The sequence below is a fragment of the Enterobacter sp. 6722112 genome (assembly GCF_058661685.1).
This window is the reverse complement of sequence record NZ_JBZWGR010000007.1, coordinates 1,678,509-1,690,298: the sequence shown is the minus strand read 5'-3', so window position 1 is coordinate 1,690,298 and position 11,790 is coordinate 1,678,509. Positions and strand designations below refer to the sequence as shown.

Here is an 11,790-nt window from a genome sequence, read left to right as displayed (position 1 = left end):
TATTTCACGAACAAATTATTGTTTTGTTAAAAAGCGTCCTTCGGGGCGCTTTTTTTATTCCCGCCTTTAACCAGAACTATTCAAAAAGCAAATCGGGTTTTTCTATTTAATCGCGATTTATCTAAGATGAATCCGATGAAAAATGCCTTTTTTAACATAGCTTTTTCGTCAAAATTGCCGATTTCGTTGCTTCTTTGAGCGAACGATCAAAAATAGGCGTAATCCCATCAAAAAAATATTCTCAACCCAAAAAACTTTGTGTAATACTTGTAACGCTACATGGAGATTAACTCAATCTAGAGGGTATTAATAATGAATCGTACTAAACTGGTACTGGGCGCGGTAATCCTGGGTTCTACTCTGCTGGCAGGTTGCTCCAGCAACGCTAAAATCGATCAGCTGTCTTCTGACGTTCAGACTCTGAACGCTAAAGTTGACCAGCTGAGCAACGACGTGAACGCAATGCGTTCCGACGTTCAGGCTGCTAAAGACGACGCAGCTCGCGCTAACCAGCGTCTGGACAACCAGGCTACTAAATACCGTAAGTAATAGTACCTGTTAATAAAATGGCGCACATTGTGCGCCATTTTTTTTGCCTTCGTCAAACCTCTACTGAAGCGCTTTCTCTCCCTCGCCTTCCGCCACCGCCGCTGAGACACGACTGTTCTGTACCGACAGGACAGAATTGCTGGCTGAAGAACCACTGCCTGCTGACACGGCAACCGGGATCCCCGCTCTGCGCGCCAGGGCCTTGTCGATTTGCGTTTTATCGCTACCTGACTCCGCTGCAAAGGCGGTAAACGCCGCCGAGTGCGTGAACGGCACCGTCTGTGGGTTTTCGCCCTCAGCCTGCGCCAGCGGCCTGTGCACCTCGATATAACGTTTGCCGTCCGGCTCGACGGAGAACTTCACCGGCTCATTGATGATCTGCACCCGCGTGCCGACGCGCACTTGCTCAAACAACGCTTTGATATCGGGCGCGTTCATCCGCATACAACCCGAGCTGACCCGCAGCCCTACGCTGTCCGGCGCGCTGGTGCCGTGAATAAGATATTCCCCATTCCCGATACCCAGACGAAGCGCAAAGCGCCCCAGCGGGTTATTTGGCCCTGCGGGTACCACAGGCGGCAGTTTAATGCCCTGGGCCAGTGAGCGCGCTCTGATGCCCGCTGTGGGGGTCCAGGTAGGGTTAGGGATTTTCTGACTCACACGGGTGGTGCTGACCGGTGTTTCCAGCCCAAGCTGACCAATACCCAGCGGATAGACCTGCACGATATTTCCGCCAGGCGGATAGAAGTAAAGACGCAGCTCCGCCAGATTCACCACGATGCCCTCGCGCTCGGTGTCCGGCAGTAGCATCTGGGAAGGGATCGTAATGACCGTTCCTGGCGCAGGGTTCACCGGTGCAATGGTATTATTGGTTTCAAGGATCAGCTGTGCGGCGGTATTAAACCGACGAGCGATAGACTGAAGTTTATTGTCACCTTCCTGAATGGTGTATGTCTGGTTTTGCCCAATCAGGCGGCTGCCTGCGGGCGGTAAAGGATAATCAACCGCCCAGGCTGAATTAACAGCACTGAGCGAACCAAGGAGTAATAGAGTTATTAGAGACGCGCGCTTCATGCTGAGATTCCTTATTCACTGACCAAACGTCAGAAAGCTGAAAAACCAGCGAGGTGGAAACCACCTCGCGAAACAGAATGAATGCTGTTCTGTCAGTTTAGCTAAGGATTGCGGCTTTGGCGCGTATGGCGCGGATCATCGCTTCCAGTCCCTGGGATCGGGACGGGGTGAGGTGCTGGGTTAAGGCCATTTTTTCAAACCACGGGCGAACGTCAAAGGCGACAATATCCTGCGCCGACATCTGGTGATAAAGAATAAATACGACGGCAATAAGCCCCTTCACAATGGCGGCATCGCTGTCACCCTGTAATTGAATTACGCCTTCATCCGTCTGCTGCATCAGGATCCAGACCTGGCTCTGGCAGCCCTGAATGATGTTGTCCGGGTTATGCGCCTCTTCGCTGAGCGGCGGCAGGCGCTGGCCCAGCTCGATAATATAAAGGTATTTCTCTTCCCAGTTCGCGCAACGCCCAAAGTTGCGCAGCAATTTATCTCTGTCCGGCAAATCTGCCATCTCTCGCCTCTCCGTTAGCCAAGCAGCTGGTGAATACGTTTTAGTCCCGCCACCAGTCTGTCGACCTCTTCCGTTGTGTTGTACATCACCAGCGATGCGCGGCACATAGCCGGTACCTGATAATACGCCATCAGCGGCATCGCGCAGTGATGCCCGGTACGTACGGCGACGCCGTAATTATCAAGGAAACTGCCTACATCATAGGCGTGATGCTTGCCGAGGTTGAAGGCTATCACACCCAGACGGTCAGCAGGGCCATATAAGGTCAGTTCCGGGACGCTGGCCAGCTCCTGCAAGGCATAATGCATCAGCTGCTGTTCGTACTCCTGAATCGCCGCCAGCCCCGTTTCAGAGACGTAGCTAATGGCCGCGCCCAGCCCGATGATCCCGCCCGTGTTGGGCGTACCCGCCTCGAAGCGCCAGGGCGCACGGGCGTAGGTTGTGCCGTCCGTCAGGCTGACGGTGGCGATCATTGACCCGCCCCCTTCCCACGGCGGCATGGTCTGGAGAATGTCCTCTTTCACATACAACACGCCGATGCCCGTCGGGCCATACAGCTTGTGCCCGGAGAAGACGTAGAAATCGCAGTCCAGAGCCTGAACGTCAACCGCATGGTGCATCACCGCCTGGGCGCCATCAATCAACACTTTCGCACCAACCTGATGGGCTTTGTCGACGATCAGCGCCACCGGATTTTCCGTCCCCAGCACGTTTGAAACGTGGGTCACCGCCACCAGCCGCGTTCTGTCGTCCAGCAGGGCGTCCAGCTTTTCCAGCTGGAGCGTGCCGTCTTCATTCAGGGGGATCACCCGCAGTTGCGCCCCCACACGCTCACAGAGCATCTGCCAGGGCACGATGTTGGCGTGGTGCTCCATCTGGGTGATGATGATGTTATCCCCCGCGTGCACCTGCGCATTGCCCCAGCTGTTAGCCACCAGGTTGATCCCTTCGGTGGTGCCACGCACAAACACCAGCTCTTCCGGCGAACGCGCGTTGAGGAAGGCCGCAACCTGCGTGCGCACGTTTTCCATGCGCTGGGTCGCTTCGGCGCTCAGGGTGTGGATCCCGCGATGTACCGCCGCATAACCATGGCGGTAAAACTCGGCTTCCGCATCCACCACCTGATTTGGTTTTTGCGCGCTGGCCGCACTGTCGAGATAGGCCAGCGGCAGACCGTTCACTTCACGGGTCAGTACCGGAAAATCTGCCCGGACTTTCTCTACGGGAAATGTCATGCTTCGCCTCCAGGCAGCCGCTGACCGATACGGGCCAGCACCTGCTGTTTAAGTCCGCCATCGGGCAGCGCTTCCGTCAGCTCAGCCGCAAAGGCGTAAATAATCATCTTTTGCGCGGCCTGCTGGTCTATCCCGCGCGAGCGCAGGTAGAACATCTGCTCATCGTCAATACGCCCGACCGTCGCGCCGTGGCTGCATTTCACGTCGTCCGCATAGATTTCCAGCTGTGGTTTGGTGTCCACCTCTGCCAGACGTCCCAGCAAGAGGTTGTTGTTGGTCATCTGCCCGTCAGTTTTGATGGCGTGCTGCGCCACGTTGATCAGGCCGTTAAACACCGCACGTCCTTTGTCGCTGACGATGGTTTTGTGCAACTGACGGCTGTTGCAGTAGCCTTTGTTATGCTCAAGCCAGGTGCGCGTGTCGCACACTTCTGACTTCACCGGCATCGCCAGGCTGTTAATACGCAGCGTAGTGTTTTCACCGTTCAGCTGGGTGCTGGTATTGTGGCGCAGCACCGCGCCGCCAAGCAGGAAGCTGTGGCTGTACGCCGCGGCATCCTGGCCCAGCAGAATATCGTTGTGGGCGAAGTGGTGACTGAGCGGATTCTCAAACGCCAGCTTGATGTGGTGCAGCTGGGCATTGGCCGCCACGTTCATCGTCAGACGCGAACCGGTAAAATGACGGGTGTCGTTAAGGCTGACGTAATGCTCGATCACCGTCGCCTCCGCCCCTTCTGCCAGCTCAAGATGGTGGCGATAGTGGGCGGTGTTAATCTCATCACCCTCAACGCCCTGGGTGATATGCATCAGCAGCAGCGGTTTCGCCGGGCGCTGGTTACGCTTAACGCGAATATGGGTGACAGATTGCGACAGGCTCTCTGTCAGGTGCAGGAAGACTTCAGGCTGAACGGGCGCGTTCAGCGACTGACGTTCATCGTTAATGACGATATCGAACCCGCTCTCCTGCACGCTGTCGCTCAGCTCCGCACGGAACAGACCGTCGACAAACACCAGACGCACGGCATCCACGGTCAGCGCCAGCATGTCGCGCTGATCGGGGCTGACCTGCGCCAGACGGGTGACAAACTCGCCGTTCAGCAGGCCATCCAGCGGGGTATATTTCCAGTTCTCATGTTTACGCGTCGGTAAACCGAGACGCAGCATCTGCTGGAGATGGTGCTGAGCCTGTTCAGAGCGCGCTCCACCCTGCGCTTCAAACAGCCGGTGCCACTGCTGGAGTGCATTACTGCTGTTCGGTAAGCCAGCCATAACCCTGCTCCTCCAGTTGTTTAACCAGCGTAAAGTCACCGGATTTCACAATGCGTCCCTGGTAAAGCACATGGACATAGTCCGGTTTGATGTAGTCAAGTATTCGCTGGTAGTGAGTCACGATGATAAATGAGCGGTTGCCGTCACGCAGGGAGTTCACCCCGTCGGCAACGATCTTCAGGGCATCGATATCCAGCCCTGAATCGGTCTCATCGAGAATGCACAGCGCCGGTTCCAGAACCGCCATTTGCAGAATATCGTTACGTTTCTTCTCACCGCCGGAGAAACCCACGTTTACCGAGCGGGTCAACAGATCTTCCGGCATTTTCAGCAGCTTGATCTTCTCTTCCATCAGATCCTGGAAGTCAAAGCGATCCAGCGCCTCAAGGCCGCGATACTTGCGCACCGCGTTCAGCGCGGTTTGCAGGAAGAACTGGTTGCTGACGCCCGGAATTTCCACCGGATACTGGAAGGCCATAAAGATGCCCTCGCCGGCACGCTCTTCCGGCGACATCTCCAGCAGATCTTTGCCGTTAAACTCAACGGAGCCGCTGGTAACTTCATAATCTTCGCGTCCTGCCAGCGTCGCTGAAAGCGTACTTTTCCCGGAGCCGTTTGGCCCCATGATGGCGTGAACTTCACCCGGTTTGACGTCAAAATTGAGGCCACGCAGGATCTCTTTCTCTTCCACGCTAACCTGTAAATCTTTAATGCTTAACATGTGCTTTCCTTAACCGACGCTGTGTTCAAGACTAATGGCGAGGAGTTTCTGGGCTTCAACGGCAAATTCCAGCGGCAGTTCAGAGAACACGTCCTTACAGAAGCCGTTAACGATCATTGAAATCGCATCTTCTTCACTGATCCCGCGTTGCAGGCAGTAGAAAAGCTGATCTTCACCAATACGTGACGTAGTTGCCTCATGCTCAAGCTGGGCGCTGTTATTGCGGCATTCGACATACGGGAAGGTATGCGCCCCGCAGTCCGCGCCAATCAGCATGGAGTCACACTGGGTGAAGTTACGCGCGTTGGTTGCCGTCGGCATGATTTTCACCAGCCCGCGATAGCTGTTCTGGCTGTGACCGGCAGAGATCCCTTTGGAGATGATGGTCGATTTGGTGTTTTTACCGATGTGGATCATCTTGGTGCCGGTATCGGCCTGCTGATGACCGCTGGTCAGCGCCACGGAGTAAAACTCACCGATGGAGTTGTCGCCGCGCAGAATACAGCTCGGGTATTTCCAGGTAATGGCGGAGCCGGTTTCTGACTGAGTCCAGGACATTTTGCTGTTTTCGCCTTCGCACAGCGCGCGTTTGGTGACGAAGTTCAGAATACCACCGGTGTTGCCGTCGCCCGGGAACCAGTTCTGTACCGTAGAGTACTTCACTTCCGCATCTTTATGGATGATCACCTCTACCACCGCCGCGTGCAGCTGGTAGCTGTCGCGCACAGGAGCGGAGCACCCTTCGATGTAGCTTACGTAGCTGCCTTCATCGGCCACCAGGATGGTGCGTTCAAACTGGCCGGTTTTTTCCGCGTTGATGCGGAAATAGGTCGAGAGCTCCATCGGGCAGCGCACGCCTTTCGGCACGTAGATAAAAGTACCGTCTGACGCCACCGCCGCATTCAGTGCCGCGAAGAAGTTATCGTTACTCGGCACCACGGTACCAATATACTTTTTCACCAGCTCGGGGTGATCGTGAATGGCTTCACCAAAGGAACAGAAAATGATCCCCTGCTCCGCCAGTTTTTCACGGTAGGTGGTTGCCACCGAGACGGAGTCAAAAATGGCGTCTACCGCCACCTCTTTGCCTTCGCGCACGGGCACGCCGAGCTGATTAAACGCCTCTTCCACCTCTTTACTCAGGAAGCTGTTCTCCGCGCCGGTTTGCTGAACCGCGCCGGGTTGCGAGGCACAGGTATCATCACAGCTGCCGCAGGAGGGCGCGGAGTAGTAGCTATAATCCTGATAGTTCAGCTTATCGTAATGCGCTTTCAGCCAGTGGGGTTCTTCCATCTCCAGCCACGCGCGGAATGCGCTCAGGCGAAACTCCAGCATCCACTCCGGCTCGTTACGTTTCGCCGAAATGGCGCGCACGACCTCTTCGTTGATGCCTTTCGCCAGCTCATCGGTTTGCAGCTGCGTAAAGAAACCCTCTTTATAGTTGAGGTGTCCGCCGCTCCAGGTGTTTACATCACTCGTTGCTTCAGTATTACGAGACATAGTACCGCCTATACCCCAAAGCTTTCGCCGCAGCCGCATTCGTTCTGGGCTTTCGGGTTATGAAATTTGAATAACTGGTTTAAACCTTCCCGAACGTAGTCGACTTCGGTTCCATCGATAAACGGCATCGCCTGTAGCGCGACGTATAACTTTGCACCGTCGGTTTCAAAGACCAGATCGTCCTTTTCAGGTTCGGTTACGGTATCCAGCACGTAGCCAAATCCCGCGCAGCCAGTCTGCTTAACGCCTAAGCGTACGCCGAGGATGTCGGGATTTTTTGCCACCAGCTCATGAATATGCGCCGCCGCCGCGGGCGTCAGCGTTAAGCCACGCCAGGCAAAATCGGCCGGATTGAAGGTTTCTGAATGCAGTTCCATAGGTCCACCTCATCTGATAAGCCACCAGGGCATAACACCATGTTAGTGATAACGATTATCACTTCAACCCCCTGCGAGCAGGGGCTTTGGGCTAAACCGCCCTTTTTGGCTACTTTCATTAAGCATAGACCCTGTGACGGGATGCGGATGGGATGGTTAGATTTGTTCAATGTATTGATAAATAATGCATTTCATAAGAAAGGCGGTAAGGTGACGGGCAATGATAAAAATTGTATTGGAAATACCTATTTTTAAGATAGCTAAAGTACGCGCAGGCACCATATACATTTTTTACGTATGCCTCCCCCTTAAGCCAGGTTCTTTTTAATCCTTTTTTGCCTTACCTGGGCGCGCATAAAGACGTTTGATGGATAAGTTAACCATTATTTATCAGTCTGATAGTGGTTAAATTCCGAACATGATTAATTACATAAACTCATCCCTTTTCGACGTAATGTTTCCCTTGTTAACCATTTATTCAATAAGGGATTAAATTATGTGGAGTACCTATAAAGCCGCAGCTCATGCTCGCCAGCATGCAGGTCAGTATAGCCAGAAAAGATGTGCAGAATTTTCTTTAATAGCAATACCGGCAAGTAAAGACAGCATATGCAATTTACAGGCATGACTGACATGAAAAAAATAATTCTGGCGATCCTGCTTCTGCCCACTCTCGCATCCGCTGCACAGAAGTTCCCCCCTGAGGTATCCGCTGCCCTTCAGTTTAATAAGTGGTACATCTCGCAAATTATTATCGGGAAAGAGCCCCTGAAAAACTATGAAGCGCTGAGGCCATATGTAACCCGCGAAACTATCAGCAAACTCAAAGCCATGGATAAGCTGGATTCAGATGAATATGACGTGCCTGACGTCGATATGTTCATCAAGGCTCAGGGATATGAAGATGACTGGGGCATCGTCAGTGCGCGGGCGCTGGATTACGATGCCGCCTGTATGCAGGTTTATATCTCATTCGGCAAAAAGCGGGATCACACCGTGATTGACTGCATGGTCAAGGAAGATGGCGTGTGGAAAGTTGAATCCGTGGCCAGTATGAATATTTCAGACAACCTGATGATGGAATAAACCGACGATATGACAGGGGTACTGATGCTATGCATCTTCGCGGATACCCCTGTCGTATCGCCAGAAGGCAAAATCCCGCACTGGCGGTTTACCGTTGGCCCCCTTAACATCAGTGATGGAACGAAACGGCGAAACCCTGTTCACGCCAATGGTCGAGCTGCTCCTGTTGACGAGGCGTAGGCGCTTTACCGGTCCAGACGAAGATTTTTTGCCCGGGGAAGAGTTCAGGACGTGGAGAATCAATCGGCTCAGCCAGCACGTCGATATGCCAGCCTTTGTAGGCAAGACGGGCCGCTTCCAGCCACAAATGCGTACGGTCGTCGCACTCCCACCCAATCAGCAGCGCATCCTTACCTGCTTTTTTTCGCGACTCACCCAGGCTTGCAACGGCAAACTCAATCAGGACACCGTCCAGCAGGCTCGCCATGTGACGCACCGTATTCTGGTCCTGGTTCATTCGCTGCCGCACAGGGGTGATGATGTTATCTATCAGAACATCCATCGCATGGTCACGGCGGAACTCGCCGATTTTGGCGCGCAGTTTTGCCGGACTGGCATAGCGCAGAACGGTTAACATCTCTTCCTGAAACGATGCCCAGTTTCCCTGAGTCATCACTTCTGTATTTTCAAGAAGCGCTTTTACTTTACCGACCGAAACACCCGTTTTCATCAGGCGTTTGATCTCTTCGATACGCAGGATATCTTCATCGTCAAACTGACGATGACCCCCTTCGCTTCGCTGCGGCTTCAACAATCCATAACGGCGCTGCCAGGCACGCAGCGTAACGGGGTTGATACCGCATCGTTCGGCCACTTCGCCGATACTGTAATAGGCCATTAACTCCCTCACGCACAATACTTCCATACCTAACCAAACCAACCTTATCAGATTGTACAAATCATTTGTATAACTAACTCCTCGTTCTGAGACAAGTGAATGGCTCAACGAACCACTCACTCGTTAATGTATTGTTGTATAAATTTAGCCGTACGTACAGGTCACTTTTAAGAGTTACGTACAGGTTTTTATAAATCGTACTTTTTCTCGGGCCAGGCAATCGCCGGTATGCCCCCCAGGCGCGGGCTGGCGAAAAGGTGTCCCTGGAACTGAGAAATCCCGGCAGATTCCAGCCACATCCACTCTTCAGCCAGCTCTACGCCTACCGCACAGAACAGAATTTCCAGGGAGGCGCAGCATTTAATAATTGACTGAATGATCGCCTGACGAGGGCCGCTCTTGTGCACGTTGGCAATCAAGTCACGGTTAATCTTGATTCTGTCCGGCTGAAACTGGGCCAGCAGTTGCAGACCGGCGAATCCCGCGCCAAAGTGATCGATGGCCACGCTGATCCCGGCGCTTTTAAGCTGTCTGACCGCGCTGGTGAACTCTTCGAAGCGCGAGATCGCCTCGCTCTCGGTGAACTCGACCACAATTTGCTCCGGCACAAAACCGTTCGCCTCAATTGCCGTCAGTAAAAAATCGACGGCGCCAGGAACATTGACCAGCGTCATCGGCAGCAGATTAATGGACAACGTTTGAGTCTGTAGGCCCAGTGCGCTGGCCATCGACAAAGCCACCTGTTTACTCTTCAGATCCGATTCGTACAGCGCCTCACGCGACAGGTTGGCAAAATAGCTTTCCGGGGACTCACCGGACGGCGTGCGGATCAGGGCTTCCCAGGAAACTACCTGCTGCATAAACGGATCGACGATAGGTTGAAATGCGAAACTACAGTCCGCGCCCTTTGCCACTACTGTCGGCTGGGAGGATAACGGCGTATTTTCGGTGACAAACTCCCAGGCGTCAGCCGGAGGCAGCTCAAAGTAGTTGGCTTTTTCAGTGGCCTCAACGAAGGTGCGGAAAAATTGCAGGGCGCGATCGTTATAGGTCAGCTGATAGCGCGTTGTGCCTTTATCGAGTACCTGTTGCAGCACTTCGTCGGTATCGTACTGACGAAGGTCAAAGAGCTCCATACCCACGTTGCCAAAACGTCTTGAAGGCCCGTGATCGCTTAACAATTCGACCACGTTGTGATGCCGTGGGTCACGGCAGATGAGCTCATAGATCTCCTTAACGTTATCAGCGGGCCCTTCAAGTAACTGAAAAAAGTGTGTGCCGTTAAACAGCAAAATCCCCGTCACATCGAACTGGCGATTTCTACAATTTGCAGCAGCGACCATGTCTTCCAGCGCTTTCACTGGAACGTCCTCGCAGATATGACTGCGGTAAATGATGGTTGTGAGCATGCTAATCCTGAAGATTGAGGGGGTGACCACGAAAACACGTGGGGAAAACTCTGTTATAGCACATTAATTGCCCAACAAATAATTTACATCTCAACGATTTACACGGCTTTTTTGCGTCATTTACGGGCTTGTACAACTCTGCGACGCCGCTTCGGATTGTACAATATATCTTGTGAATACCGCAGTAAATCGTATAAGAATAAGCAACTGATAAATAATGATTTTATAAAATATATTATAAAATGTTTAAAAAATTGTACATTTTAAATGTACAGATTTGAAAATTATGTATACCTTAAATGTAACGTTACTGATTACGAAAATTTACAGGAGCGAAACATGCAGCAGAACGGACACCTCGCAGACTCGGCAACAGCGATTGCGCAGTATTTCGAAAAAGCCGCGCTTCCAACCCAACAGGAAACATTGGGTCAGGTTGTTGTTGAAATCCTTAGCGACGGGCGAAATCTGAATCGCAAATCGCTCTGCACAAAACTGTTGAGTCGCCTTGAAAAGGCCAATGGCCCGGAAGAGGAACATCATTATCACATGCTTCTTGGCCTGCTCTTCGAACGTTAATGTCATGAACAGCAGTGATGCGGACAGACTAATCGACAAGCTTATTGGAGAAGCCGCTCTTTCACTTTTGAAGGAGCGCGGTCCGGTGACGACCGAGGGATTGGTTCAGCGTCTGCGTAACATGCAAGCATATGAAACGGATCCCCAGCGGCGGGAGACATTAGCGCGAGTTATAGCTGAAATCAGCTCTGGCACGGTCGCTTTTAAAGGTCGCAGAACCGCACAAGGACGAATACAGAGAGAGGGATCTCTCAAAAATAACCGAGACAATGTAGTGCCGTTATTTGGAAATGGAAAACCGTCCGATCCTAAAAAGATACATTGACTACAACTTTACAGCTACGGTGAGAACAAATGAGACAAAATATTCAGCTTCAACCCGAATACCACTCCGCCTTTTTAGATAGCGCGTTGTCGGAGTATTTCCGTCACGCAGGCGATCGCTTTGCTGAAGAGTCTGCCATTTTTTCGACTGCGGTTCGTTGTGTTCTCGCTTCCGAAGGTCATTTGACCAACAAAGCGATCATTCTCTGGCTAATCCAGACGCTGGAATCCACCGACGATGTCGTTAAGGCGGATGTGATCCGCAAGACGCTGGAAATTGTCGTCGGTTACACCATGGACGATCTTTAACGCCTCC

General features: G+C 52.7%; 14 protein-coding genes. 5 read left to right on the top strand and 9 right to left on the bottom strand.

From position 1 onward, the window contains the following. Positions 1 to 312 precede the first annotated feature (312 nt). Entirely contained in the window at positions 313 to 549 is a 237-nt protein-coding gene (gene lpp, locus AC4OVU_RS09605; protein ID WP_001082307.1) for a murein lipoprotein Lpp, read from the top strand. A 60-nt stretch (positions 550 to 609) separates the two neighbouring features. On the opposite strand, the gene ldtE is transcribed toward lpp, so the two are convergent. The 7 genes from ldtE to sufA all read right to left on the bottom strand — a co-directional run bounded on the left by ldtE (position 610) and on the right by sufA (position 7,238). Next, entirely contained in the window at positions 610 to 1,623 is a 1,014-nt protein-coding gene (gene ldtE, locus AC4OVU_RS09600; RefSeq protein ID WP_110293038.1) for a L,D-transpeptidase LdtE, read from the bottom strand. Positions 1,624 to 1,720: 97 nt separating this feature from the next. Then, positions 1,721 to 2,137: a cysteine desulfuration protein SufE gene (gene sufE / locus AC4OVU_RS09595; protein WP_015570705.1), complete on the bottom strand. Its 417-nt coding sequence runs from the start codon at positions 2,135 to 2,137 to the stop codon at positions 1,721 to 1,723. 14 nt (positions 2,138 to 2,151) lie between these two features. Then, a complete protein-coding gene (gene sufS / locus AC4OVU_RS09590; RefSeq protein ID WP_045334079.1) occupies positions 2,152 to 3,372 on the bottom strand; it encodes a cysteine desulfurase SufS in 1,221 nt (406 codons plus the stop codon). After that, entirely contained in the window at positions 3,369 to 4,640 is a 1,272-nt protein-coding gene (gene sufD / locus AC4OVU_RS09585; RefSeq protein ID WP_023303546.1) for a Fe-S cluster assembly protein SufD, read from the bottom strand. Before sufD ends, sufS begins: the two co-directional genes overlap by 4 nt. Beyond that, a complete protein-coding gene (gene sufC, locus AC4OVU_RS09580) occupies positions 4,615 to 5,361 on the bottom strand; it encodes a Fe-S cluster assembly ATPase SufC (protein ID WP_003857736.1) in 747 nt (248 codons plus the stop codon). Before sufC ends, sufD begins: the two co-directional genes overlap by 26 nt. Before the next feature lie 9 nt (positions 5,362 to 5,370). Next, on the bottom strand, positions 5,371 to 6,861 hold the full coding sequence (gene sufB / locus AC4OVU_RS09575; protein WP_003857739.1) for a Fe-S cluster assembly protein SufB: 1,491 nt from the start codon (positions 6,859 to 6,861) through the stop codon (positions 5,371 to 5,373). Between the two features lie 8 nt (positions 6,862 to 6,869). After that, positions 6,870 to 7,238, bottom strand: coding sequence for a Fe-S cluster assembly scaffold SufA (gene sufA, locus AC4OVU_RS09570; RefSeq protein WP_003857741.1), 369 nt, complete (start codon positions 7,236 to 7,238; stop codon positions 6,870 to 6,872). 633 nt (positions 7,239 to 7,871) lie between these two features. On the opposite strand from sufA, the gene AC4OVU_RS09565 reads away from it, so the two are divergent. Then, complete coding sequence (locus AC4OVU_RS09565; protein ID WP_023303543.1) at positions 7,872 to 8,324, top strand: DUF3828 domain-containing protein; 453 nt, start codon at positions 7,872 to 7,874, stop codon at positions 8,322 to 8,324. Positions 8,325 to 8,433: 109 nt separating this feature from the next. Here AC4OVU_RS09565 and AC4OVU_RS09560 read toward each other — a convergent pair whose 3' ends face one another. Further along, the gene (locus AC4OVU_RS09560; RefSeq protein ID WP_015570709.1) at positions 8,434 to 9,162 is read right to left on the bottom strand and encodes a MerR family transcriptional regulator; all 729 of its coding nucleotides are present in this window, start codon (positions 9,160 to 9,162) and stop codon (positions 8,434 to 8,436) included. Positions 9,163 to 9,350: 188 nt separating this feature from the next. After that, a complete protein-coding gene (locus AC4OVU_RS09555; protein WP_015570710.1) occupies positions 9,351 to 10,571 on the bottom strand; it encodes a diguanylate phosphodiesterase in 1,221 nt (406 codons plus the stop codon). Between the two features lie 339 nt (positions 10,572 to 10,910). Between AC4OVU_RS09555 and ycgZ the strand changes: the two genes are divergently transcribed. The 3 genes from ycgZ to AC4OVU_RS09540 are packed head-to-tail and all read left to right on the top strand — an operon-like array spanning position 10,911 to position 11,783. Further along, positions 10,911 to 11,150 carry a regulatory protein YcgZ gene (ycgZ, locus tag AC4OVU_RS09550; RefSeq protein ID WP_017384632.1) on the top strand — a complete coding sequence of 80 codons (240 nt, stop codon included), beginning with the start codon at positions 10,911 to 10,913 and terminating at the stop codon, positions 11,148 to 11,150. 4 nt (positions 11,151 to 11,154) lie between these two features. Next, positions 11,155 to 11,475, top strand: a complete 321-nt coding sequence (locus AC4OVU_RS09545; protein WP_032648090.1) for a hypothetical protein — start codon at positions 11,155 to 11,157, stop codon at positions 11,473 to 11,475. 29 nt (positions 11,476 to 11,504) lie between these two features. Then, positions 11,505 to 11,783 carry a biofilm/acid-resistance regulator YmgB/AriR gene (locus AC4OVU_RS09540; protein WP_003857748.1) on the top strand — a complete coding sequence of 93 codons (279 nt, stop codon included), beginning with the start codon at positions 11,505 to 11,507 and terminating at the stop codon, positions 11,781 to 11,783. Positions 11,784 to 11,790 lie beyond the last annotated feature (7 nt).